Here is a 24,650-nt window from a genome sequence, read left to right as displayed (position 1 = left end):
AGCCCGGCCAGGCCCCGCCACCGCCCACCGGCACCGCGGCAGATCCCTTCGGCGCCCTCCACACCTGTGGGGCCGGGCTGCGCCATGGGCGGCGGCCCGCCCGCTCGCCGTCCGCGCTGCGAGCCTTCGGCTCGGCGCGTCGCCTTGAAGCCCGGCCAGGCCCCGCCACCGCCCATGGGAACCGAAGCCTGGCCCGCCTCTTCCTGTGGGCGTCATGGGGGTCTCGCGTGTTGAGTTTTTGGGGTGCTCGGGTGCGTGTTGTGACAAACGTCGTCAATCCAAGGTGTTTTTCGTGTGGCTTTCTGCCGCGTTGTTATGAACGTCGTCAATCTGAGGGCTTTTTCGCGGAAGTGCCAGTGGAGGGGCTGTGCTGGGCGAGTTTTTTCGCGGAAATGCTGCTGAAGGGGCTGTGTTGGGCGAGTTCTTTCGCGCCAATCGGCCCTGCGCCCAGGTCTTGTAGGCGACGTGGCGCACGAGGCTGGCTGCGGTGGGGGTTTTGCAGCATTAGAAGCTGGTTGGCGGCGTGTCGCCGGCGTGTCGTACCTCTAATGACGCCATTTCCCCCGTTTGGTGACGGCCCGGCCGAGCCGAGCGCCGCAAGCGAGCGGAGCATGTGCGGCAGCCTCTGCAACTGGACTATTGGTCAGCTATCACTGTATAGTTCAGTGCATGCTGACCATTGCTTCGCGTCTCGACGTCATGAACCGGCTCGGCCGGGCCATGGCCGACCCGACGCGTTCCCGGATCCTGATGTCCCTGCTTGACGGCCCGAGCCACCCCGCCGTGCTCTCGCGCGAGCTGGGGCTGACCCGATCGAACGTGTCCAACCATCTGACCTGTCTGCGCGACTGCGGCATCGTGGTCGCTGAGCCCGAGGGCCGCCAGACTCGCTACGAGATCGCCGACCCGCACCTGGCCGCGGCGCTGACGGCACTGGTCGATGTGACCCTCGCCGTGGACGAGAGCGCGCCGTGCATCGACCCGGCCTGCTCGGTGCCGGGCTGCTGCGCCGCGAGCAGTTCGGGGGACGCCTCGTGAGCGCCGCCTGCGGCTGCGACGAGCCGACGACCAGTCCCGCGGACGAGGCAGAGGAAGCAGAGCGCCCGTGGTGGCGTGATCCCGGCCTGGTCGTGCCGATCCTCTCCGGCGTCGCGTTCGGCACCGGCCTGGCGCTGGCGTGGTCGGGGCTGCACATCGCGGCGCTGGTCGCGTTCTGGGCGGGCCTGCTGCTGGGCGCGTACACGTTCGTGCCCGGTGCGATCCGGAATCTCGTTGTGAAGCGCAAGCTCGGGATCGCGCTGCTGATGACGATCAGCGCCGTGGGCGCGGTGATCCTCGGCTACGTCGAGGAGGCGGCCGCGCTGGCGTTCCTCTTCTCGATCGCCGAGGCCCTGGAGGACAAGGCGATGGACCGCGCCCGCGGCGGGCTGCGCGCGCTGCTGAAGCTCGTGCCGGAGACCGCGACCGTGCTGCGCGACGGGACCTCCGCCTCGGTCCCGGCCAGGGAGATCGCCGTCGGCGACGTGCTGCTGGTCCGCCCTGGCGAGCGGGTCGCGACCGATGGGCTGGTCCGCTCGGGCCGGTCGAGCCTGGACACTTCGGCGATCACGGGTGAATCGATCCCGGTCGAGGTCGCGCCCGGAGAAGCGGTGTCGGCGGGCGCGATCAACAGCGCCGGCGTGCTGGAGGTCGAGGCGACCGCCGCGGGTACCGACAACTCGCTGACCACGATCGTGGAGCTGGTAGAGCAGGCCCAGGCCGAGAAGGGCGACCGAGCCCGGATCGCTGACCGGATCGCCCGCCCGCTGGTGCCCGGCGTGATGGTCCTCGCCGTCCTCGTCGGCGTGCTCGGGTCCCTGCTCGGTGACCCGGAGACCTGGATCACCCGCGCCCTGGTCGTCCTCGTCGCGGCCAGCCCCTGCGCGCTGGCGATCGCGGTGCCCGTCACCGTGGTCTCCGCGATCGGCGCGGCGACCAAGTTCGGCGTCGTCATCAAGAGCGGGGCTGCCTTCGAGCGCCTCGGTGGCATCCGGCACCTGGCCGTGGACAAGACCGGCACTCTGACCCGCAACCGGCCCGAGGTAACCGCCATCGTCGCCGCCCATGGGTTCGACGATGCGCAGGTGCTTGCTTGGGCTGCCGCCGTGGAGCAGCACTCGACGCACCCACTCGCCGCCGCCATCGCCGCCGCGGGCCGGGGAACCCCCGCCGCGCAGGACGTGGCCGAGGAGGCCGGGCATGGCATCGGTGGCCTGGTCGACGGCCGCAGGGTGGCGGTGGGCAGTCCGCGCTGGATTGACGCCGGTCCGCTCAAGGCCCGGGTCGAGGACCTGGAGGCCGAGGGGCAGACCTGCGTGCTCGTCACCGTCGACGGCTTCCTGGCCGGGGCGATCGGCGTCCGCGACGAGATGCGCCCCGAGGTCCCCGAGGTCGTGCGGACCCTGCGCGACCAGGGCGTCGAGGTGAGCATGCTCACCGGCGACAACTCCCGCACCGCTGCTGCGCTGGCGAAGCTGGCCGGGATCGGCGACGTGCACGCCGAGCTGCGTCCCGAGGACAAGGCTCGTATCGTCGCCGGGTTCTCGGAGACGTCGCCGACCGCGATGATCGGCGATGGCATCAACGACGCGCCCGCCCTGGCCGGGGCGACCGTGGGCATCGCGATGGGCGCGACCGGCTCCGACGCCGCGATCGAGTCCGCCGACGTCGCCTTCACCGGCCACGACCTCGGCCTCATCCCGCAGGCTCTGCGCCACGCCCGCCGCGGCGGCAGGATCATCAACCAGAACATCGTTCTGTCCTTGGCGATCGTCACTGTGCTGCTGCCGCTGGCGATCACCGGCGTGCTCGGCCTGGCAGCGGTCGTCCTCGTGCACGAGGTCGCCGAAGTCGTCGTCATCGCCAACGGACTGCGGGCTGCGCGTGCCCGCAAGCAATAGGTGTTCCGTCCAACGCCATAACTCAGACATGCGCTACGAGAACCCCCTCTATCTCGCCGAGGAGGCCGCCGCCCTGGACCTGATCGCCGACGGCCACACCGCCGTCGACGCTCATTCAGCAGCTGAGCCAGGATCGCGCCCTCGCGGAGGCTGACACGCTCCTCCTGACGATCCCCAACCAGCTGGGATTCGAGGAATACTGGTCGATTATCCGCAACTTCGCGGAGTATGTGGCACCCGCCCTCGGGTGGGAGCCGGCGCGCCCGGGCATCCTCCCGACGGGCTACGACATCGACGAGGCCGTGGCTGAGTAAGAGAGTGTGGGGTCGCGGGTGGTGCCTGGGCGTTCGTTCAGGTGGGCTGCACAAACGTGACGTTACCAAGCCTCGGCAAGCATGACTGAATGCCTGCATCCTCAAGGAGCGCAGGCCCGCTGACGGCGCAAGCGTCAAGCCGGGGTGGGGGACGAGAGTGCCCCCACCCCGGCTTCACTTTTTGTGTGTGCTGACATACACTGGTCGGACACTATCCAAGCAAGACGATGAGGTCTTCACATAATGGCTCGACGCTCCAAGGGCGCGGTGTCAATCAATCCGCGCTCCGCTCAGAATATGTCCACGCGACCGGCAGATTTCTCGAAGAAGAAGCAATCAATTAGCCCGGCCAAGGTGTTCGGCACCGTTGCGGCGCTGGCGTGCATTGTGACCTGCCTGTTCGTGCAGTTGCCCGGCCTGGACGTGGCCGGTACGCGCATGTTCGGTATTTTCTTGGCGGCGATTCTGCTGTGGGTGACGGAGGCGGTGCCCCTGGCGGGCACGGCGGTCCTCGTCATTTTCTTGGAGGTCCTGTTCATTTCGGACCACGCGCTGCTGAGCGTGGGTGAGGGTGCTCCGGCGTACACGAAGTTCTTCGGGGCGCTGGCCAACCCGGTCATCATCCTGTTCCTGGGCGGCTTCATGGTGGCCGACGGTGCCGCCAAGTACAAGCTGGATCGCGCCCTGTCCGCGGTTCTCCTCAAGCCCTTCATGGGCAAGCCGCGTCTGACGGTCATGGGCGTCATGCTGATCACCGCGATCATGAGTATGTTCATGTCGAACACGGCGACCACGGCGACGATGTTCGCCGTCATGATGCCCGTCATCATGGCTCTACCCGAGGGCAAGGCACGCACCGGCATCGCCTTGTCGATCCCCGTGGCCGCGAACGTCGGCGGCATGGGCACGCCGGTCGGCACGCCCCCGAACGCGATCGCCCTGGGCGCGCTGGAGAACGCGGGCGTCAAGGTGACCTTCCTGCAGTGGATGCTCGCGGCCGTCCCGCTCATGCTGGTGCTCCTGGCACTGTCGTGGGCGTTCATCGCGTGGCGCTACATCCCCACGGACGCCAAGTTCGACATCGACACGTCGGCTCGCTTCGAGAAGTCGCGCAGCGCGATCATCTTCTACTCGGTCGCAGGTCTGACGATTCTCCTGTGGATGACGGAGTCGCTGCACCACATTTCCGCCAACGTCGTCGGCTTCCTGCCTGTCGTGGTCCTCCTCATGACGAAGGTAATGAGCGGGGATGACCTGCGTGCCCTGGACTGGCCGGTCCTGTGGCTGGTCGCTGGCGGTATCGCGCTGGGCTCGGGCGTGTCCGCCACGGGCCTCGACAAGTGGATGCTCGGTTCGATCCAGTGGGCTTCGATCCCCGGCGTCCTCCTGATCTTCGTGTTGGCGCTCGTGGGTTGGGTGACCTCGAACGTCATTTCGCACTCGGCGTCCGCGAACCTCCTGATCCCGATGGGTATGGGCCTGGCGACGACGGTCTCGACGAGCGCCGCCGAGATCGCCATCGTCATCGCCCTGGGCTGCTCGCTCGGCATGTGCCTGCCGATTTCGACCCCGCCGAACGCGATCGCGTACTCGACGGGCACGACCCCGACCCGCGAGATGGCGATTGTCGGCATCGTGGTGGGCGTCATCGGCATCATCCTCCTGGCGTTTGTCGCGCCGCTGACCTGGGGATTCATCGGGGTGATGTGACGTGTCCGGGGACGAGGCCATGGCCGGTTTGGGGGCGGCGCGTCCCCGGCCGGGGCTGGCCCGCGGGTGGACGCGGGGGCCCGCGGCGGAGGACGCCTCGGTGCTGGCTCGCACGGACGTGCGCAGCGGCGGGCACCGAGCCGGCTACCCGATTCACATGCTGGTCGTGGGCGATGATTCGCGCACGATTGCCGCGCCCGTGACGAGGGACTTGGCGCACGCCTTCCCGGGCCTGTGCCTGGACCGCATTGACGGGATCGAGGACCTGTCCGGCTACGAGGCCAGCCTGAAGCCGGGCGATCACGTGCTCATGGGCCTGGCGACCTCCGAGTTCGACGACATTGACGCGCTCATCGACCGCGCGAGGACCTTCCCGGCGCTGCAGCGCATGCAGTGGGTTGTGGTCACGGATCGCTTAGAGCACCGAGACCTCGTGCGGTGCATACAGTCGGACGCCCTCGCCTCGGTGTTGAAGTCCCCGTGGACGGTGCCACTCCTGGCGGGTCAGGCGTATTCGACGATGGTGCGCTACCTGCGCGGTTGTGGGTACTCGGAGAGGCAGATCCGCTCGCTGATCGCGGACCCGCCGCCGTTCGCCGTGCAGGGTCCGCTCCTGGAGGGCTTGGACCGCGACGAGCATGAGGTCGTCATGGAGCTCCTCGCCGGCGTTGAGCGCGTGCTCGGGCAGCGGCCTCGGCTCATTGTCCCCGAGGGGATACAGCTGGTGACGCAGGGCGAGCCGGTGGGTGCCGTCTACCTGGTGCTGGATGGCCAAGTGTCGCTGCACAGGGATTCGGCGCAGGGCGAGGTCTTGGCGCATTTGGCCTCGTCGGGACCGCTCATCGGCCTCGTGTCGCTGGCGCGCGCGGAGAATGCGTTCTTCACGGGCGAGACGGCGACGGAGGCGACGCTCGTGCGCCTGACGACCGAGCAGCTCCAGATCGTCATCTCCGAGGACCCGTCGATCGGCGCGACCCTGACGGCGCTCGCGATCCGCTCGCTGACGCGCCGCCTCATGCGCGCCGAGGATCTTCACCTGCAAAACGCGATGCTCGCCGAGGACCTCGAGGCCCAGAAGGAGGCCCTGGCGGCCACCCTCGAGGACCTGCGTGCCACCCGCGCCGAGCTGGTCGAACGCGCCCGTTTCGCGATGCTCGGCGAGCTGAGCGCCGGCATCGCCCACGAGCTCAACAACCCGGTGACCGCCCTCGTGCGCGCCGCCAAGCACCTGCACGAGGACGTCGACGCGGCGCTCGCGGCCCCGGCCACGGCCTCGTCGAGGGAGGCTATGGCCCGCGCCCTCACCGCGCCGCCGCGCTCCACGTCGGTTGAGCGCGCCCTCATGAAGGAGCTCTTGCCCGTCGTCGGCGACCGCACGCTCGCGCGTCGCCTCGTGCGCGCGGGGATCCAGGGGGCGGACGGTGCGCGTGCGCTCGCGCGGATCCCGGGCGGCATCGACGCGTACGAGGCCGGGGCGCGCCTGGGCGGGTCCCTGCGCTCGGTGCTCGCCGCGGGCGACCGCGTCATCGAGTTGACCCAGTCCCTCAAGGGCTACGCGCGCCCGGACGCCGAGGACCTCAAGCCCGTGGACGTGCGCGAGGGCATCGACGATGTACTGCGGCTGACCGCCCACAGGGTACGGGGCATTCGCATCGAGTGCGACTACGAGGACGTGCCGCCCGTGCGCGCGCATCCGGCGAAGTTGCAGCAGGTGTGGACGAACCTCATCGTGAACGCGGCCGAGGCCATCGAGGATGAGAATGCGGACCTGGTTGCGGCGGCGGAGAGCGCGGGCGGTGTACCCGAGCTGCCCGCGCGCGGCGAGGCAGAGGCCCTCATCCGCATCACCGTGCGCCCCACCCCCGAGGGTGTGAGCGTCACCGTCCACGACAACGGCCCGGGCATCGACCCGGGAATCGTCGACAAGATCATGGAGCCCCACTTCACCACCAAGGCGGGGCGCGTCCGATTCGGGCTGGGCATGGGCATGTCCATCGTCCGAAGCATCATCGCCGATCATGGGGGTACCCTCACGATCGACTCTCACCCGGGATCCACGATCATGCGGATCTCGCTGCCCGCCCAATCACACGAGGAGGAATCATGACCCTGACCATCCTGTCCCTTGAGGACGAAGCAGACGTGCGCGACGCGCTCGAGCGCGATCTTGAACAGTTCTGGGACAAGATCCGGCTCGAAGTCGCCGAGGACGTTGACGATGCGTGGGCCGTCATCGACGAGATCGTCGAGGACGGGGATGAGCTGGCCCTCGTCCTGTCCGACCATCGTCTGCCCGGAAAGTCGGGCGTGGACTTCCTCGTGGAGCTCATGAAGGACGAGCGTTTCGGCGCGACCCGCACGGTCTTGGTCACCGGCCAGGCGGACCAGTCCGACACGATCCGTGCGGTTAACCAGGCGGGCTTGGACTACTACATCGGCAAGCCTTGGAATCCCGACGAGCTGCGCGCGGTCGTGCGCGACCAGCTCACTGAGTACGTCCTGGAGACCGACGTGGACCCCCTGCCTTACGTGAGCGTGCTCGACGGCGTGCGCGTCATGGAGGCGATCCGCTAAACCCTTGACTAAAGGGCCGCCGCACTCGCCAAGCAAGGCAAGCGCGGCGGCCCTTGCTGCGTGTGAGGGTCTCAGGTTGTGGATTATAGGACAAAATGTGTTGGTCGCGGCTCGGTCCCCGGCATCGTCGAGGGAGAGGCACTGGGCTAGCACGCTCGTGCCGCAGCTCCTGAGATAGGATGCGGCCCATCGGGAGGATTCCACCTGATCGGGAGCGTTCCACCCGTTAGGGAAGATTCCACCCGATCAGAAGGGGTGGAATCTTCCCGATCGGGTGTAACACCTCATCGGCAACAAGCCTCGTCGTGGAGCTGGCGACCATGGCGTTCCCCGTCATCGCTGGCGACGCCTCACCGGCGTTAATCGGCACCCCACCAGGCAGCTCTGCACCACAGTGAGGGTATTGCACCCGTGAGGGAGCATGACGCCAGGGGTAATGGCGGGGGTTTTGCAGCATGAGGAGCCTCCCTTCGGCACGTCGCCGGCGTGTCGCGCCCCTCATGGCGCAAATCCCCCCGTCTGGTGGCCACGAGGTCGCGGTTCGGGGCGGTGACGTCGCGGTTCGAGCCGGTGAGGCGCCCAAATCGCAGGCCACCTCGGCGAAAAACATTGACAACGGGGTGTTGCGGCTGAGGCGGGCTGCGTTTTGAGCGAGGCGGCGCCTGGCCTCGTGTCCAGCTCGCACACGAACCCGCTAATGCGAGCGCTAACCCGCGATATCGCACGTAAACCCTCTATTGGGAGTGTGGGCGGGGCTGCCCAGGCTCGTATTAGCGGGCCCACGTGCGAATTAGCGGGCCCGCGTGCGCAGCAAGGAGAGCAGGCAGCTAGCACGCGTGGGCGAACTGCTCCCTCGAACCTAAGTGTCCATACCAGGTCATCGTTTGCCCACACGCAAGGCATTTAGGGGTATTCATACCCCACGACGAAACAACCACCTTCAATGTTGATTTTCCCGCAGCAGTAGGCCGAAAAGTCACCGCCAAACCAACACGATTTGTCCTTTAATCCGAAAGGGGCGGGTAGAAGAAAACCGGCCCTGGACCTTTCGGCGGAACCGGTGTTAATGACTACATTATAGCCGGAACTTTCGCTGCGCTTGTCAGCCCTGGGGCTGCTCGCCCGGGTCGTTGCACATTGTGATGCCCTCGAAGCCGGCGGCGCCCAGTACCTGGAAGATCTCGTCGAGGAGGACCATCGGCTCCGCCGTGCCCGCCGCGAACTCGGGGTGGCGGATCTCGATGGCGGCCATGCCGCGCGGGTCCGTGACCGGCTCGGTGTCGAACCTCTCCGACAGCAGCCGGTTCGCCTCCTCCAGGTCGGCGGGAGATCCGAACGCCCAGGTGACGGCCTTGTTGCCCGCTCCCGTTGGCGTGCGGTGAATGTACATGCGCGTCATGAGAATGTGGCGGCCGTGGCGGGGGAACATGTCGCCCACGCGGGTGAACAGCGCGATGTCGGCCAGATCCCCGCCCAGCGACGAATCCACGAGCGCGTACGCGTACGCTCCGATGCCGCGCAAGGTCAGCGCATCCGCGAGGAGGCCCATGACCTCGTCGCCGAAGGGCTCGGGCTGGAAGTACACGCCCTCGCCGATCTCGGGCGCGTCCGGGCCGAGCAGCGTGATGTCGAAGCCGGCGTCCGCCAGCGCATCCCGCACGAGCGCGACGTTGTGCTCCGGGAAGGGGTGCAGCGCGGCCGCGTTCGCGGCGATGCGCTCGATAAACACGTAGGTGGAAAAACCAAGCTCAGCCATGCGCTCATTGTAAGCGCGCGGCCAGCCGGGTATGCGACGAGGCCGTGGCCCCCGGTCGGCGCAGGTTACCACAGCGCGAGGGGAGGCCACGGCCTCGTCAAGGAAGGAGAGTCAGCGCAGGCACAGCCCCTGCTCGTGGAGGACCTCCATGATGGGGGAGACGTGCGCGCCACCCACGCCGATGTTGGTGGCGACCAGGTGAGAGAAAGACTCGAGGCGCGAACCCGAGCGCAGGTCGTAGTACTCGGTGACCTCGCGGTCGTAGTCGGCGAGCGTCTCGGTGTAGGACTCGACGCGCGGGTACGTGTTCTCAGCGGTCATGACGGAGAGGGGCATGCGCGGCTTCTGGCCCGGATCCTGGTCCGGGTGGCCGACGAGCAGGCCGAGAACCGGGAAGGTCAGCTCCGGCAGCTCCAGCACCTTCACGACCGGGCGCGGATCGGCGAGGATCGAGCCGAGGTACACGGTTCCCAGGCCCATGGACTCGGCGGCCACGACCACGTTCTGCGCGGCCAGCAGCGCATCCTCAAGGGCAGTGAGGAACAGGTTGATCGACCCCAGGGCCTCCGAGGAGACACCCTGCTCGGCGCGGATGCGGCTGTTGCGGTACAGGTCAGCGACGAAGATGAACAGGTCGCCCCTCGTGCCGCCCACGTAGGGCTGACCGGACGCGGCACCGATCGCCTCGCGCACCTTGGGGTCCGTGATGTGCAGGATCGTGCAGGACTGCAGGAACGACGAGGTAGCGGTGTGACGAGCCACGTCCATCAGCGTGGTGACCTCTTCCTCGGTGAGGGGCTGGTCCTTGTAGGCGCGGATCGTGCGGTGGGCGAGCTAGCTCGCAATCGTCTCGTTTGTCATGCGTTCATTCTACGATTGGGGGCGTGAAACAGATAGAGCCTTTTGGGCCTTTTGCGCTGGCCTCAAACGTGATTCCCGTCGCCGTCCCCTCCCCGGCCGGCGAGCTCAGTGGCCTGCTGACCGGCCCGAGCGCCCCTGCCCTCGTCGACGGCATCCCCGCGATCTCAGCGGCGTCGTCCCCGGACGCGGCGGGGGAGAACCGCGCGCTCCTCGTTCCCGGCTACACGGGCTCCAAGGAGGACTACGCGCCCGTCCTGCCCTTCCTGGGCGACGCGGGCTGGGACGTCCTCGCCTACTCGCAACGAGGCCAGGGCGGGTCCGCCGCGCCCGCCGGCCTGGGCGCGTACGGGATGAGCGACTTTGTCAATGACCTCATCGCCGTCGCCGAGGCCTGGGCCGGGACCTCGGATCGCGTGCACCTCGTGGGCCATTCCTTCGGTGGCATCGTCGCGCGCGCGGCCGTCATCGCGCGGCCCGACCTCTTCGCATCCGTGACCCTGTTCTGCTCGGGTCGCGCCGTCTACGACTGGATGAACACCCTGCCGATCCTCGACCCCCTGCCCACGGGTCCCGGCGCGCGTGAGCAGGTGCTGCGCGCCTACTTCCCGGACATGAACTTCGACGAGCCGGGCGTCGGGTGGGCGGAATTTCAGCGTGTTCGTGCCCTGGACACGGCCTCGGAAAACCTGGTGGGCATCGCCCGCATCCTCTCCCAGCTGCGCCCCGATACCCCCGCGCTCGCGGCCACGGGCGTGCCCGTGCACGTGCTGTACGGGGACCAGGATGAGATCTGGCCGCCCTCGTGGTACGCCGAGGAGGCCTCGGACCTGGGCGCGCGCGAGAGCGTCATCCGCGGAGGTGCGCACAGCGCCCAGCTGCAGCACCCGCAGGAGTGGGCGGAGTTTGCCACCTCGTTCTGGGCGGATGTGGAGTCGGGGGCGCTGGTCTGGTCCATGTGACGCGAGATGGTGTGACATCGTCCCAAAACGGGCCTTGTGATGCGTATCTGTGAGTATGGATGCTTAGTATGGTGCTTATGAACAAGCGTTCCATCCTCACAGCAGTGCTGGCGCTCGGCCTGGGCATCTCCGCCCTGACCGGCTGCGCCACCGATTCCGCTCACTCCTACGTGACCCCGAAGGACGTCAAGACGGTCGAGCGTCCCATCGCTCAGATCGACGAGCACGGCATCAAGGTCCCCGAGAAGCGCGACCTGAAGATCAAGCTGGCCGACTCCGACAAGGCCGCCAAGTGGAAGATCGAGGTCTCTGATCCCACCGCCCTTGAGGTCGGCAAGTCCGAGAAGAACATCGTCACTCTGCACCCGCTGCGTGCGCTGGGCGAGGACGATGACCCGGTGACCGTGACCCTGACCGATCCGGACGGCATCACGACCGACTTCAAGGTGACCATCACCGAGGGTGCCAACTGATTCCATACTGACGACGCTTTGGGCCCAGGATCCGCGGATCCTGGGCCCTTTGCGTTGTGTTGCGGCAGCTGGATGCTGGATGCTACAGAGTGTCGATGAACTCCCGCAGGGCGCGCAGCGGCAACACCAGGTGGTTCTCCGCTCCCGGGCAGGGAACAAAGTTCGAGGACTGGCTGAGGTAGAACTCGCGCGCCTGGTCGTTGGCGCAGTGGACCAGGAGGGCAGCGAATCCCACCTCATGACTGAGCTTGTAGGCTCGCAAGAGTGCGTCTTTGAGGAGAGCTGCGCCGATGCCTCGTCCCTGCGCGCGCTGATCGACGGCGAGTCGCGCGAGGAGGAGAACTGGGCATGGCTCCGGGCGTTGGCCAGGTTTGAGGGCATCTGGGAGTGTGCTGCGCTGCACTGCCCCCATGGATAGGGCGTAGAAACCAAGTGTCTCTGGTTCCTGCGTTGTGACGAAGACGCGAGCGTTTCCGGCTCGGTGGTTTTGCCACGCAAATCGGTGGAACCAATCGTCTATCTCGGCGTTGCCCGATTGGAAGCGTGACCGGTCGTCCCTCCGCTTGAGAGGCCGCGGCTCTTGCAGGACTGACACGTACATCAGTTCTCGGAGGTGCTCGGTGTGTTCAGGTCGATGTGAGTGCCGAAGGGCGAGGGTCGATCAACGAGTTTGCGCAGCTTGGGATCGTCCGTCGGCGAGGCCTCAAGGATTTCTTCGAAGCGGGCGTGGTCCTCTTCGTTCAGGATGAAGAAGCGCTGGTCGGCGAGACGCCGCTGCGCCTCCAATGTGGCTGCAGAGAGGACGAACTCGCTGATGCTGCGAGATGTGTATGTGGCGGCGCTGCGAATGAGAGTGTTCTGTTCCTCGGTGAGGCGCAGTTCCAGACGCTGTGTCTTTGCAGTGCTCATGTCAGTTCCTCTTTCGTTCGTACGGACATTATCCGTACGTATAGACACCCTAGCATCTGAGGTTCGAGTGGGCTACCTCTTTCTCCTGGGATCCCTGCGGGAATGGACCACGCTGCGAGTGGATGAGAAGGGGAGCGGCCAACGGCGAGTTGACCGCTCCCCTTAGCTTCCAGATAAATCAGTGCAGGATGCGCGCCAGGAAGTCCCTGGTGGCCTGCTCGCGCGGGTTGTCGATGACCTGCTCGGGCGGGCCCTGCTCGACGATCTGGCCGTTCCGAAGGAACACGACGCGGTCGGCCGCCTGGCGGGCGAAGCTGATCTCGTGCGTCGCCATGAGGATGGTTGAGCCCTGTTCCTTGATCTCGCGAACGAGGTCGAGGACCTCGCCGACGAGCACCGGGTCCAGCGCTGCCGTGATCTCATCCAACAGGAGCAACTCCGGGTTCGTGGCGAGCGCGCGTGCGATCGCGACGCGCTGCTGCTGGCCACCCGACAGTCGATCCGGGTACTCCTTCGCCTTGTCCTTCAAGCCGATGCGGTCCAACAGCTCGAGGCCGCGCTCGCGTGCGCGGTCCTTCTCCCAGCCGTGCACCTTGCGGGCCGCCAGCGTCACGTTGTCCAGCACCGACATGTGCGGGAACAGGTTGTAGTGCTGGAACACGACGCCAATGCGCGCGCGGATCTGATCCGCGTTCGCGCGCGGGTCCGTGATGTCCTCGCCGGCCAGGAAGATCTGGCCGTCGTCGACCCGCTCCAGCAGGTTCGCGCAGCGCAGCAGCGTCGACTTGCCCGAGCCCGATGCGCCCAGGAGGACCACGACCTCGTGCGCTGCGACATCCAGGTCCAGGCCACGCAGGACGACGTTATCGCCGAAGCGCTTGACGACGCCGACGGCGCTCAGGACCGGGGTCGTGTTGTCCGAGGCCGGGGAGGCCTCGTGCGTAGTGGGAACCGACATCAGACGGTGCCTCCCATCTGCTCGCGCTTACGCAGTCGGGCCGTGTACCAGTCCGACAGGCGAATAAAGGGGAACGACAAGATGATGAACAGCAGGCCGGCAACGACGTAGGACGTCATGTTATAGGTCTTGGCCTGGACCATCTGCGCCGAGCGGATCGCGTCGACCGCGCCCAGGACGGAGATGAGGCCGACGTCCTTCTGCATGGAAATGAAGTCGTTCATCAGGGCGGGTGTCACCTTGCGGATCGCCTGCGGCACGATGATCATGCGCAGCGTCTGCCCGTGGGACAGACCCAGCGATCGGGCCGCGTAACGCTGGGAGGGGTGGACGGAGTCCAGGCCCGCGCGCAGCACCTCGGCCACGTACGAGGAGTACGTGAGGATGAGCGCGACCGTGCCCAGGAATGCGGTGGGGATGCGCGTCGTCGGGTTGAGCGCGGGGATGCCGAAGCCGATCAGGTAGAGGACCACCAGGAAGGGGACGCCTCGGAAAATATCTGTGTACGCCGCCGCCAGGAAACGGATCGGGAAGAACACGGGGCCGGCCAGCGTGCGCGCGGCGGCCAGGAGGGTTGCGAACACCGCGACGCCCAGCACCGCGATCGCCAGGATCCGGATGTTGAGCCACAGGCCGGACAGGACCTGGGGGAAGGCTTCGACGAAGTACTTGCCGTTGAAGAAGGTCTGGCGGGTGGCCTCCCACCCGTCGGAGTTGACGACCACGGCGATGAGGACTCCCGCGACCACGATCGTGGAGGCCAGGGAGACGAGGATCGACCGGACCGTCTGCTTGCGCCGATAAGCGCGCCGGCCACGCTCCACCGCCGAAACGGGGGGCGTGGCCAGCGCGTCATTCGAGTGCTCACTCATGAATGAGGCCTCACTTGAGGGTGGGCACGTTCTGTGCCTCGTTCAGCCACTTTTCCTGCAGCTCAGCGAGCTTGCCGGACGAGGCCAGGCGATCGACCGCTGCCGAGACCGTGGGGGTCAGCTTGGAACCCTTGGGCAGGACGATGCCGTACTGCTCGCCGCCCGTGGTGTCGTCGAACTGGCCGATGATGACGCCGTCATCGATCTGCGCGGAGACCATGTAGAAGGCGGTCGGCAGGTCGACGACGATCGCGTCCACGCGGCCCGTCTGCAGGGCCAGGACCGTGTCGTCGGAGGAGTTGAACATCTGAAGCTTCTGGCTCAGGCCGGACTCCAGGTGATCGGAAGCGAACTGCTGCGACGTCGTGCCGGCCTGGACACCGATGAGGACGTCCTTGAGGTCCGCGATGGACTTCGCGCTGGCGGCCGGGGTGCCGGCCTTGGTGATGATCGCCGAGGTGGTCGTGTAGTACGGGGACGTGAAGTCGACGGCGTTCTTGCGCTCGTCGGTGATGGAGAACTGCTGAATGTTCAGGTCCCAGTCCTTCGCGCCGGGGGTGATCGACGAATCGAAGGTGGCGCGCACCCACTGGACGTTGTCGGCGCTGTAGCCGAGTTCCTCGGCCAGAGCGTAGATGACGGCCGACTCGTAGCCTTCGCCCGAAGACGGGTCATTGTCGAGGATCCACGGCGAGTAGGCGGGATCGGAGGTGGCGACGGTGAGCTTGCCTTCCGTCACGGTCGGCAGGGCGCCGGGGCCGTAGGTCTGCTCGGCGTCGGAGGAAGAAGAGGAGCTCGTGCCGCCCGTGCAGGCGGCCAGGCCGAGTGCCGCGACGGCGGCGACGGCAGCGAGGGAACGGACAGAGCGGCGCATGGGGCCTCCCAGTGACGTGAGGAAATCCGCCGGTGAGGGCGGGTCTGACTCGATGAGAGTATCGGTGCGCCGAAAGTTGCGCTGGCATAGGTCCGATGCACGAAACATTGGAACGAGGCCTGGGCTGCGAAAACGTTGAAATAGTGAGGATTTCAGGGTGGTGGGGGATGGGACACAGTGGCGTGTGGGTATGCGACAGGGCCGGACGCCGGTGGGTTAGGCCCCCTCGGCGAGTTTCCAGTCCTCGAACGTGAACTCGGGGGAGACGACGCAGGTGGCCAGCGCGTAGTCGCCGCGGGCGAAGGTGCGCTGCCAGGTGCCGGCTCTCACGAGGATCTGCACGGGGTTCGCCGGATCGGAAGCCACTGTGCCGGACGGAGACCCCAGCGTGACGACGCGCGGGTCGGCGTCGGGGGCGTTGCCGTTGCCTCCCAGGTGTACCTCGAGGGCGCCCGGGCCGGACCAGATCCACAGTTCGTCGGAGTGGACGAGGTGCCAGCGGGCTTCCTCGTCGCGCTCGAGAAGGAAGATGATGGCGGAGGCGCTGTGGCGGCTCCCGCGGGGTGTGTCCACGCGTGCGGGCGCGGTCCACGTGCGGCGGTAGTGCCCACCTTCCGGGTGGGGTGCGAGGCCCATCGCGTCAATCAGCGGGGAAACGTCGGTCATAGACACTCCAAAGGAAGAGAAAAGGCGGGTCGGCGACAGGGAAACGAAGGAGTTAGCGCGATGCCGAGTAGCGTACGCGCCCGGACACGATGGTCTCGATCACGTGCCCGGCGCCGTGGCGGGCGACGGTGTCGATGGTTTCCACGATCGAGGTGACGGGCACGTCGACGACGCACATGTCGGCGACCGCTCCCGACTGGAGCTGACCCAGGCGGTCGGGGCCGGTCGCCAGGCCCATCGCTGTGGCGCCGCCCAGGGTCGCGGCCTGCAGGAGCCGGCGCGCCAGGTCCTGATCCTCGTAGCCCTGAGCTCGCGCCAGGTCGAAGAGGAGGGCGACGTCCTCGAGCAGGTCGAGGGAGGGGGAGGAGGAGAGAGAGTCCGTGCCCACGGCGATCATGTTGCCCTCGGTGAGGTAGGCGGCGACGGGAGGCGCGTCCAGGCCGATCACGCGATTCGAGCGCGGGCACAGCGCAACCGCCGTCTGGCGGGCGCGCAGCCGCCTGCGGTCGTCGGCGCGCATGTACACGCCGTGGGCGACGTGGCAGTCGGGCCCGAGGACGCCCAGCTGATCGACGAATTGCGTCGAGGAGAAGCCACCCCCGCGCGAACGCATCGCCGTGAACGACGAGGAATGCTCGCTCTTCCACAGGTCCGCGAGGTCGGTTGTGCGCGTCTCGGACCATTCGGCCTCGGAGTGGGATTCGCCCAGGTGAATGTGGATGCGCATGCCGCGTCGCCGCGCCATGTCGGGCAGGTCCAGCAGCGGCTCGGCGTCCAGGGAGTAGGGCGCGTGCGGGGAGATGCCCACGGCCGGAGGGGTCGGCATCGCGTCCAGAGACTCGGAGACCTCGCGTTCACCGCGCGCCCGCCACTCTTCGTTCGACCAGCTCATGACCTCCCAGTAGGCGACCCCGTGCAGGCCCGCGTCGTGCAGCGCCGAGGCCGCGGCTGCGTCCGTCACCACGTCCGCGGCGGCGGTCGTGCCGCCCTCCAGGAGCAGGCGCGCGCCCGCGGCCGCGTCCCCTGCCCAGTCCAGGCCGCCCGCGTCGTAGACCTCGTCGAAGGCGCGCGCCCAACTGTCGAAACCGCGGTACTGTCCGGCTCCCACGGAGGCCATGCCCGTGTACTGCAGGTGCGTGTGCGCATTGACGAGGCCGGGGAGCAGCACGCCCTCGAAGTGGCGTTCCATGAAGGAAAGGCCGCGCTGCCTGAGCGTGTTGATAACCCAGTCGCGCGCGCCCACGTGTTCGATGCGCCCGTCGCGCACGGCAACGGCGCCGTCGAGGATCGAGGGGGCGGTGATCGGGATGACCATGCCGGCGGACCAGACGACCACGTCGCTCATGGGGGACCTTTCAGTGGGGGACGCTGACTAACAGTGTAGAAGTGGGGTGGGCATACCCGCCCCAGCGGTGGGCGTGAGCTGCGACTATGGCAGGGAGAGGGCGCCGAGCGCAGCTGCTGCCACCGCGTCGTCGGCCTCGCGCGGCAGGTCGTGCAGGCCGGGGGCCAGCTCGCCTTCGCGGGTCAGGAGCTCTCGCAGGGACGCCAGTTGCACGCCGAAGCTCATGTCCATGATCTCGATGGGGTTGCCCTCGCCCGCCGTGTAGTTGATTCCCTCCCCGCGCTCGAGGACGCGCAGCGTCTTGCCGGAGGGGCTGGTGAGGGTCTGCACGTGCGGATCGCCCGACTCGGCGATGACCCAGGACGCGGCCACGGCCTCGTCGATGGACACCTCCCCGTCGACCCCGCCGGCGACCGTGACGATCGCGCCGCCCGGGGCCGCCTCCAGCGCGCTCAGCGGGATCGTCGAGCGCTCGCCCGTCGCGGAAATCAGCATGCCGGCGCTCGCGGCTGCCTCCTCAAGCGAGGCCACCGCGAACCCGTCCATCGACGCCTGCAGGGCACGCACGGGATCTAGCTCCACGACGGTCACGCGGGCACCGAGCGCCGCGCCGAAACGCGCGCAGCCGCGACCCACGTCGCCGTAGCCGATGACGACGACGCTCATCCCCGCCACCGGCGCGCCCACGCCACGCGGGTCGATGAGGTCCAGGATTGTCGTCCAGCACGACTGACCCGTCCCATAGGCGTTGTCGAACAGGGTCTTCGAACGCGCATCGTTCGAGGCCAGGACCGGAATGCGCAGATCGAAAGAACGCAGGGGGCGCAGCCCCGAGGTGGTCTCCTCCGCCGCGCCAACCAGCGCGTCCAGGACACCCGGGCAGGCATCCGTATCGTGCGCGAGGCGGATCAGATGAGAGCCATCATCGAGGAGAAATTCGCTGCGCTGGGACAGGAACTCGCGCGCGAGCTCCCACTCGCGCTCGCGGGAGGCGCTCGAGTCCGCGAAGACGGGGATTCCGGCCTCGCGCAGGCGGGTCGCGACGTCCTCGCGGGTTTCGGAGGCCCAGCCGAAGACGCGCACGTTTGCCCCGGCCTCGGCGAGCATGAGGGCCAGTGCCGCGGTCTTCGGTTCCAGGACGAGGGAAAGCCCCACGCTCCGGCCCGCAACCAGGGATGCCAGCCCCCGGGCCGAAGCCTCGGTGACGGGCATGTGGGCGCGCGCCCACTCGATGCGTCCCTCGTCGCCGGGGCCCGTGATGGTGCGCCCGTCGGGGGCGATGACGGCGCGGAAGACGCCTCCGGGTGCCAGGACCGTGATCGCCCGGGGCATGGGGGTTGCGTCCTCCTCGAGCGAGAAGACGACCGGGGGCGAGGCCGGGGTCCCCTCGGCGTCCGACAGCGGGCGCACGTGGGCACCGAAGGCACGCAGCAGAGCGGCGAGCGTCGGGTCATCCGTCGCGAAGGAGCGCCCCGCGATGAGCATGTTCGTGGCCCGCGCGTAGGCGCGTAGCAGCAGCTGGGCGGCGAGTGGATCCAGGGCGCTGTTCATGCGTTAAACGTAGCAATTTCGGTGCCTGCGCGTCCCCGCGAGGGTGTGTGAGTACTCCGTGAGGGGCCCTCAAGGACCTGCCTGCGGGTATGCAAAAGGGACCGGGCCCTGCGGCCCAGCCCCTTCTGTTGGTTCACTTGCCGAGCTTGTCCTTGGCCTCGCCGACAACCTCGGTCGCCTTGTCCTTGGCTTCCTCAGCCTTGTCCTGGGCTGCGTGGGCGGCTTCCTTGGCCTTGTCCTTGGCCTCGCCAGCCAGCTCGGTGAGCTTGTCCTTGGCTTCCTCTGCCTTTTCCTTGGCCGCGTCGGCGACCTTCTCGAGGCCTTCTTCAGCCTGCTTCTTCAGATCTTCCAGACCCATGGTGTTCTCCTCGGAGTAGTGCCGTTCCGACAGTCAGAACGGATACGACCGATCCTATCTGTCATCTGACCAGGTGGCCTGAGGTGTGGGAACACAGTCCCGCATGCTGGCGCGAGGGCTGACAGAGTGCTGCGTGGAGCGGTGATGTCCGCCATTTTCATTGGGGTGTCGGGGGATACTCAGGGGGCAACCAGGGCAGCCCCTCATGGAAGTGATATGCGCCTCGGGAATAACGTGGAGGCATGACAGAGAACAACGCGGGCCTGGTGACCCGAGCACTGACGAAGACATACATGCGTGGGAACACGCACGTCCACGCGCTGGCGGGCGTCGACCTGACGCTCCCGCAGGGCACGCAGGTGGCGATCATGGGCCCCTCGGGCTCCGGTAAGACGACGCTCCTGCACTGCCTGGCCGGCGTGCTGCGACCCAGCTCTGGGTCGATCACGCTCGACGGCGAGGAGATGACGACCATGTCGGAGCGCGTCCTATCCGACCTGCGCCTGCGTCGCTTCGGCTTCGTCTTCCAGGATGGTCAGCTCCTGCCCGAGCTGCCCACGGAAGAAAACATCGCGATGCCCCTCATGCTCGCGGGTACGCCCAAGTCGCAGGCCCTGAGCCGCGCTCGTGAGATCCTCGCGAACCTCGGCCTCGACGGCGCCGGCCCCTACCGCCCCGGCCAGCTCTCGGGCGGCCAGGCCCAGCGCGTCGCGATCGGCCGCGCGCTCGCCACCGATCCCTCGGTGATTTTCGCGGACGAGCCCACGGGCGCCCTCGACCAGGCCACCGGCGGTGAGGTCATGTCCCTCCTGACCAGCGCCTGCGCCACCACGGGCGCCTCCCTGGTCCTCGTCACCCACGATCCCGCGGTCGCCGCGCGCCTGCCGCACACGATCCACGTGCGCGACGGTCGCATCTCCCTTCAGGGACGAGGCAGTGGCGCGCAAGGCCAGGGGGTGGCCCGATGAGCGCGGTACGCACCGCCGCCGGGGCGCTCCTGCGGTCGCGCGACCGGGCGACGTCCGTCCTCACGGTCGCCGCGTTTGCGCTCCCGCACGCGTTCCTGCTCGCGGTCACAGGTGGCGTCATGGCATTTGGGGCGCGGGCGGCCGTGGCAGCGACGTCGGCCACGGCCGACGATCCCTCGAGCCTCGACGGGATGGCCTCCTTCTACGTGATGCTCGCCTACTTCGCGGCGACCCTGCTCGTCGTTCCCATTATTTCGATGGGTGCGGCGGCCGCGCGCCTGGGCATGAGTCGGCGCGAGCGTGACCTCGCGGTCCTGCGCCTCGTCGGCCTCGCGCCGGGCAAGACGAAGCTCGCCTGCATCATCGAGACCTGCGCGTTTGCGGCCGTTGGCGTCGTCGTCGGCTCGATCCTGTACGCCGTGACGCTGCCCGCGTGGGGTGCGCTGTCCTTCCAGGGCCGCCCGATGGGGGCCAGCGAGATGTGGGTGGGGGTCGTGGCCCTCCTCGTCGAGGGACTCGCCATGATCCTCCTGGCCGCCCTGTCCTCGTGGCTGGCCATGCGCAAGGTCGCGATCACGCCCCTGGGCGTCGCGCGCCGCAGCCAGGCGGGCCGCGTGAGCGCGGTCGGCCCCGTCCTCGGCCTGGTCCTCCTCGTCCTGTGGCTGAGCGTCGGCACCCTCGCGATGAACCTGGGAACCGCGATCGGCTTGGCCGTGTTCATGGGCTTCATGGGCGCGATCTTCCTCATCGTCAACCTGGTGGGCGTGTGGTCGATCAGCCTGATGGGTCGCATCATGGCGCGGGTCTCGCGCAGCCCCCAGATGATGGTGGCGGGCCGACGCATGGCCGACGATCCGCGCGCCGTGTGGCGCTCCTTCGGGGCGGTGGCCCTCGTCGGGTTCCTCGTGGGCATCATGTATCCGGCGAGTGACGCGATCTCCATGAGCGGGGATCGGGCCGACGAGGTCGCGCTCATCGTCGTTGGCGACATCAACAGGGGCATGCTGCTGACCTTCGCGATTACCCTCGCCCTCGGGGCCGTGTCGACCGCGGTCAATCAGTCGATCCGCGTCCTCGACTCCGCCGACCAGGTGCGCGCCCTGTCCTACATGGGGTCCCCGCGTGGCTTCATGGATCGCAGCCGCCGCCTCGAGGTCGCGATCCCCGCGTTCGTCATGATCGTCGGCTCGATGCTGCTCGGCATGGTGTTCATGTCACCGATGCTTGCGGCGGGTGCCGGAAAGGGATTCCTCATCGCGCTCGCCTCAGCGATCGTCGGCGTGGTCCTCATCGTCGTAGCCTCCGAGGCGACCGTGCCCCTGCGTCGTCGGATCCTCGCGGGCGTGCGCGAGGGGCGCGAGTAGCTCGCCGGCATCTGCGCACGTCCGGGCCCCGGCCTCGTCCCCCTATTGACGAGGCCGGGGCCGATCCGTATTCACACGGACAATCTCGAACACAAAGGTGTGTGACGCACGCCTCATAAGTGCTAGAATGACGCCGTTCAACCGCATGAATTCAACGGAGAGACCGTGTATCACTCGTCTTCCCAGTACTCGCATGCTGGGGGAGTCGGCGGTGCCGCGCGAGGATCCCAGGTCACCAGGCCATCCGCTCGGCGTCGCCGCCCCGCGCCACCCTCGTACCCGCCGACCGTGCGCCCGCAGACGCGCGCCGCGCTCGATGAGGAAATTTTCGCGCTGCACACGCCCGCCCAATACTCGCTGCCCGTGGGGGCACCTCGCCTCCCGCGCTTCAGCGCCTTCGTGGCCGCCGCGCTGCTCATCGTGGCCGTTGTCTTCTGGTGGTTCTAGTCGCCTCTCTTGCTTCCGCAGCACATACCGTGTGAGGCAGCGTGAGGTCGTCCCGGCCTCGTCTCAGGTCGTGAGCACCCGCGCCCCCAGTCGGGCACAATGGACCCATGACGACCCCCACCCCCACTGACCCCGCGCGTTACGCGGGCGCCGACCTGCGCCTGGCAGCCGTCGACATGGACGGCACCCTCCTGGACGACGATAAGAACTTCCCGCCCGGCATGGACGAGCTGCTCGACCAGATGGACGCGCGCGGCGTCACCTTCGCGCCCGCGTCCGGCCGTCAGGTGTGGACCCTCATCGACATGTTCCCCGGGCGCCCCGGCATGACCGTCATCGGCGAGAACGGCGGCATCGTCATGCGCGACGGTGCCGAGGTCTCCTCCAGTCCCCTCGATGCCCCCACCATGCGCGAGGCCGTCCGCCTCGTACGCGAGGCCACCTCCGGTCCGAATGGGATCGACGGCGGCCTGGTCATGTGCGGCAAGCAATTCGCCTACGTCGAGCGCACCGATGACCGCTTCGTCGATGGCGTCATGCCCTACTACCACCGCACGAAGCGCGTGGATGATCAGATCGCCATCATCGACGCCATCGAGGCCGGGCAGATCGACGATGCGATCGTCAAGCTCGCCGTCTACGTCATTGGGCCGGTCCAGGCGCTCGCGCAGGCCACCCTGGCCAACTTCGCCGACACCCACCAGTATGCGATTTCGGGTGCGAACTGGGCGGACCTGCAGATTCGAGGCGTCGACAAGGGGAGCGCCGTGCGCGACCTGCAGCGCTTCCTCGGCGTGGATCGCTCCCAGACCGCGGTCTTCGGCGACGCGGGCAACGACCTGTCCATGATGAGCGAGGGGGACCTGTCCTTCGCGATGGCCAACGCCTCCCGGGATGTCGTCGAGGCCGCGCGCTTCGTCGCGCCTTCCAATAACGAGGCCGGGGTCGCCCAGGTGCTGCGCGCCCTCCTGGTGTAACGCTCCGTTGCGCGGGTAGGAACTTACCGTTAATCTCAATTCTTGAAATACCCGTTGGACGGAGGACATCGTGAGCATGCCCGAATACGCGCAATATGGAGGCAGACCGCCTCAGGCAGGCGTAGTGCAGCCGGGCGTAGCGCCGCAGGCGGGGATTCCGACGGGAGAGCCCGCCTACCCGGGTATGCAGCAGTTGCCTCCTCAGCCCGCCGTTTCCCCCAAGAAACAAGGCGGAAAAACAGCGAGCCGGGTATCCCTGATCTGTGGGATCCTCGGTCTGGTCATCGTCGGTGCAACAGCGTTCGCTATGTGGTACATGATCAACGATCTCACACCGAATTCAGACCCGAGCGGAGCGGACATCATCGGGTTTTTCCCGCTCTTCGCGTTTGGGTTCATGGGCCCCGTGAATATGGCCGGATTCGTCGCTGGAGTTCTCGGCGTTGCATTCACTCCGAAAGCAAAGACAGTCGTCGGATGGCTGGGTATCCTCCTCAATGCGGCCCCCTACGTGGCGCTCTTTGGCAGCATGTTTATCCCCTAGCCGATGAGCGCGCGTGAGTAACGACGTGAGCAACGATCAGAGGAGCGGCGAATGAGCGTACCGAACAACAACCCGCAGCTGAATGGCTATCCGGGAACACAAAGCCCGCAGGGGGCCACACCCTACCAGGGGAGTGTGCCTTACCCGGGTGGTATTCCTCAGCCCTACGACGGGGTGAGCACGGAGGCAGGCAAGAAGAAGATCCCGATTGCATTCTTCTTCGGGATCGCGACCTGGGTGGCGATTCTCCTGATCATCGGCGTGACGGCCTTGATGATAGCGAATTCGGCCGACGAGAGCGCCTCGGCGAGGGATGGGATCGCCATTATCCCGATGTTTGGGTCCTGGATCGTCGTGCTGCCCCTCACCATCTTTGGCCTGGCCACCGGCGCATCAGCGAAGAAACACCTGATGACGCGCAAGCAGCTCATCATGAACAGGATCGGTTTCTGGCTGAGCATCGCCCCGTTCGTCGTCTTCTTCCTGTTCTATGCCTGTATCGTGATCGCGAGTATCGTCGAAAGGGGTGTCTAGTCGATGGACCAGCATCAGCAGTACCCTCCTGCCTCGCCCGCGCAGCGTGCGCTTGTGGGGTGAGTGCGTTTTGCGTGGGGGTTGTCTTGTCGTTAGTCTCAATTCTTGAAAGACTTTTCGGCAGGGGAGATGTGGGGGTTCTTCACAGTCTCGTTGCCGCATGTCGGTGCACTAGAGGAGGAATCTGATGAGCACGCCTTATCCTCAGCAGCCTGCGGGGCAGCCCGCAGTTCCCGCGCAGCCTGTGCAGCTCGCGCCGCAGGGGTCGCCGCAGGTTGTGCCCCAGGCGGGAGTGCCATATTCGCTGGCGCCCCAGCGCCAGGTCCCGGAAAAGATCAGTAGGCTGTCCTTCATTTTTGCGATCACCGGACTGGGTGTCCTGGTTCTGTCACTCCTGTACTGCGCCTATATCGTTTTCACTGCTGTGCACAGTGACCATCCCGAAGGCGGTGGCTTTGTGTGGATCATTCCGTTCGCTGTATACATGTGCCTCCTGCCACCCATCAATCTTGCCGGTCTGATTGTTGGCTTCCTGAAGGTGGGGCCCTCGGTCTCTGGCCGACAGCGGATGTGGAGCCTGCTCGGTATCGGCCTGAATATTCTTCCCTGGGTGATCGCTGCAGCTCTCCTTGTCTGGATTCGCACGTCGAGCTTCCCCGGTGTTGCTGGCGCCGTGCTGGTTCTCGGATGACTATTG

At 67.2% G+C, this 24,650-nt stretch carries 26 protein-coding genes; 15 read left to right on the top strand and 11 right to left on the bottom strand.

Going from position 1 to position 24,650, the window contains the following annotated elements; all coding sequences use genetic code 11:
- Positions 1-669: 669 nt before the first annotated feature.
- The 6 genes from cmtR (at position 670) to O3684_RS07305 (ending at position 7,537) form a co-directional block, all read left to right on the top strand.
- A complete protein-coding gene (cmtR, locus tag O3684_RS07330) occupies positions 670-1,038 on the top strand; it encodes a Cd(II)/Pb(II)-sensing metalloregulatory transcriptional regulator CmtR (RefSeq protein WP_007588138.1) in 369 nt (122 codons plus the stop codon).
- On the top strand, positions 1,035-2,939 hold the full coding sequence (locus O3684_RS07325) for a heavy metal translocating P-type ATPase (RefSeq protein WP_500066007.1): 1,905 nt from the start codon (positions 1,035-1,037) through the stop codon (positions 2,937-2,939). The genes cmtR and O3684_RS07325 overlap by 4 nt, the downstream gene beginning before the upstream one ends.
- 28 nt (positions 2,940-2,967) lie before the next feature.
- A complete protein-coding gene (locus O3684_RS07320; RefSeq protein WP_500066000.1) occupies positions 2,968-3,093 on the top strand; it encodes a hypothetical protein in 126 nt (41 codons plus the stop codon).
- A 457-nt stretch (positions 3,094-3,550) separates the two neighbouring features.
- Positions 3,551-4,963 (top strand): SLC13 family permease, encoded by a 1,413-nt coding sequence (locus tag O3684_RS07315; protein WP_500065998.1) that lies wholly within the window; start codon positions 3,551-3,553, stop codon positions 4,961-4,963.
- Positions 4,964-4,982: 19 nt separating this feature from the next.
- Entirely contained in the window at positions 4,983-7,070 is a 2,088-nt protein-coding gene (locus tag O3684_RS07310; RefSeq protein ID WP_500066005.1) for a sensor histidine kinase, read from the top strand.
- Complete coding sequence (locus O3684_RS07305) at positions 7,067-7,537, top strand: response regulator (protein ID WP_500065997.1); 471 nt, start codon at positions 7,067-7,069, stop codon at positions 7,535-7,537. Before O3684_RS07310 ends, O3684_RS07305 begins: the two co-directional genes overlap by 4 nt.
- Before the next feature lie 1,102 nt (positions 7,538-8,639).
- On the opposite strand, the gene O3684_RS07300 is transcribed toward O3684_RS07305, so the two are convergent.
- Entirely contained in the window at positions 8,640-9,293 is a 654-nt protein-coding gene (locus O3684_RS07300) for a hypothetical protein (RefSeq protein WP_500065996.1), read from the bottom strand.
- Positions 9,294-9,404: 111 nt separating this feature from the next.
- Entirely contained in the window at positions 9,405-10,112 is a 708-nt protein-coding gene (locus tag O3684_RS07295) for an NADPH-dependent oxidoreductase (protein WP_500066003.1), read from the bottom strand.
- 65 nt (positions 10,113-10,177) lie between these two features.
- Between O3684_RS07295 and O3684_RS07290 the strand changes: the two genes are divergently transcribed.
- The gene (locus O3684_RS07290) at positions 10,178-11,113 is read left to right on the top strand and encodes an alpha/beta fold hydrolase (RefSeq protein WP_500065994.1); all 936 of its coding nucleotides are present in this window, start codon (positions 10,178-10,180) and stop codon (positions 11,111-11,113) included.
- A 59-nt stretch (positions 11,114-11,172) separates the two neighbouring features.
- Positions 11,173-11,586, top strand: coding sequence for a hypothetical protein (locus tag O3684_RS07285; RefSeq protein WP_500065992.1), 414 nt, complete (start codon positions 11,173-11,175; stop codon positions 11,584-11,586).
- Between the two features lie 82 nt (positions 11,587-11,668).
- Here O3684_RS07285 and O3684_RS07280 read toward each other — a convergent pair whose 3' ends face one another.
- The 9 genes from O3684_RS07280 to O3684_RS07240 all read right to left on the bottom strand — a co-directional run bounded on the left by O3684_RS07280 (position 11,669) and on the right by O3684_RS07240 (position 19,119).
- Entirely contained in the window at positions 11,669-12,187 is a 519-nt protein-coding gene (locus O3684_RS07280; protein ID WP_500065991.1) for a GNAT family N-acetyltransferase, read from the bottom strand.
- Positions 12,187-12,495: a type II toxin-antitoxin system TacA family antitoxin gene (locus O3684_RS07275; RefSeq protein ID WP_500065990.1), complete on the bottom strand. Its 309-nt coding sequence runs from the start codon at positions 12,493-12,495 to the stop codon at positions 12,187-12,189. The genes O3684_RS07280 and O3684_RS07275 overlap by 1 nt, the downstream gene beginning before the upstream one ends.
- 178 nt (positions 12,496-12,673) lie before the next feature.
- Complete coding sequence (locus O3684_RS07270; RefSeq protein ID WP_500065988.1) at positions 12,674-13,453, bottom strand: amino acid ABC transporter ATP-binding protein; 780 nt, start codon at positions 13,451-13,453, stop codon at positions 12,674-12,676.
- Positions 13,453-14,325 carry an amino acid ABC transporter permease gene (locus O3684_RS07265; RefSeq protein ID WP_500065986.1) on the bottom strand — a complete coding sequence of 291 codons (873 nt, stop codon included), beginning with the start codon at positions 14,323-14,325 and terminating at the stop codon, positions 13,453-13,455. Before O3684_RS07265 ends, O3684_RS07270 begins: the two co-directional genes overlap by 1 nt.
- A 10-nt stretch (positions 14,326-14,335) precedes the next feature.
- Complete coding sequence (locus O3684_RS07260) at positions 14,336-15,199, bottom strand: ABC transporter substrate-binding protein (RefSeq protein WP_500065985.1); 864 nt, start codon at positions 15,197-15,199, stop codon at positions 14,336-14,338.
- A gap of 216 nt (positions 15,200-15,415) precedes the next feature.
- Positions 15,416-15,865: a cupin domain-containing protein gene (locus O3684_RS07255; RefSeq protein WP_500065983.1), complete on the bottom strand. Its 450-nt coding sequence runs from the start codon at positions 15,863-15,865 to the stop codon at positions 15,416-15,418.
- A 52-nt stretch (positions 15,866-15,917) separates the two neighbouring features.
- Positions 15,918-17,210, bottom strand: coding sequence for an amidohydrolase family protein (locus tag O3684_RS07250; protein WP_500065981.1), 1,293 nt, complete (start codon positions 17,208-17,210; stop codon positions 15,918-15,920).
- 84 nt (positions 17,211-17,294) lie between these two features.
- Entirely contained in the window at positions 17,295-18,761 is a 1,467-nt protein-coding gene (locus O3684_RS07245) for an adenosylhomocysteinase (protein ID WP_500065980.1), read from the bottom strand.
- A 133-nt stretch (positions 18,762-18,894) separates the two neighbouring features.
- On the bottom strand, positions 18,895-19,119 hold the full coding sequence (locus tag O3684_RS07240) for a hypothetical protein (protein ID WP_500063262.1): 225 nt from the start codon (positions 19,117-19,119) through the stop codon (positions 18,895-18,897).
- A gap of 242 nt (positions 19,120-19,361) precedes the next feature.
- Between O3684_RS07240 and O3684_RS07235 the strand changes: the two genes are divergently transcribed.
- From O3684_RS07235 to O3684_RS07205, 7 genes are all read left to right on the top strand, one after another.
- Positions 19,362-20,087 (top strand): ABC transporter ATP-binding protein, encoded by a 726-nt coding sequence (locus O3684_RS07235; RefSeq protein ID WP_500065978.1) that lies wholly within the window; start codon positions 19,362-19,364, stop codon positions 20,085-20,087.
- Positions 20,084-21,451 (top strand): FtsX-like permease family protein, encoded by a 1,368-nt coding sequence (locus O3684_RS07230; RefSeq protein WP_500065976.1) that lies wholly within the window; start codon positions 20,084-20,086, stop codon positions 21,449-21,451. Before O3684_RS07235 ends, O3684_RS07230 begins: the two co-directional genes overlap by 4 nt.
- A gap of 165 nt (positions 21,452-21,616) precedes the next feature.
- Entirely contained in the window at positions 21,617-21,898 is a 282-nt protein-coding gene (locus O3684_RS07225) for a hypothetical protein (protein ID WP_500065975.1), read from the top strand.
- Positions 21,899-22,005: 107 nt separating this feature from the next.
- Positions 22,006-22,875 carry an HAD-IIB family hydrolase gene (locus O3684_RS07220; protein WP_500065974.1) on the top strand — a complete coding sequence of 290 codons (870 nt, stop codon included), beginning with the start codon at positions 22,006-22,008 and terminating at the stop codon, positions 22,873-22,875.
- A gap of 70 nt (positions 22,876-22,945) precedes the next feature.
- Complete coding sequence (locus O3684_RS07215) at positions 22,946-23,419, top strand: hypothetical protein (RefSeq protein ID WP_500065972.1); 474 nt, start codon at positions 22,946-22,948, stop codon at positions 23,417-23,419.
- 51 nt (positions 23,420-23,470) lie between these two features.
- A complete protein-coding gene (locus tag O3684_RS07210) occupies positions 23,471-23,953 on the top strand; it encodes a hypothetical protein (protein ID WP_500063256.1) in 483 nt (160 codons plus the stop codon).
- A 187-nt stretch (positions 23,954-24,140) separates the two neighbouring features.
- Positions 24,141-24,644, top strand: coding sequence for a hypothetical protein (locus tag O3684_RS07205; protein WP_500063255.1), 504 nt, complete (start codon positions 24,141-24,143; stop codon positions 24,642-24,644).
- The last annotated feature ends 6 nt before the right edge of the window (positions 24,645-24,650 follow it).

Source organism: Pauljensenia sp. 20925_1_27, assembly GCF_041432835.1.
Classification (GTDB): Bacteria; Actinomycetota; Actinomycetes; order Actinomycetales; family Actinomycetaceae; genus Pauljensenia.
This window is presented reverse-complemented; position numbering and strand designations above follow the sequence as displayed.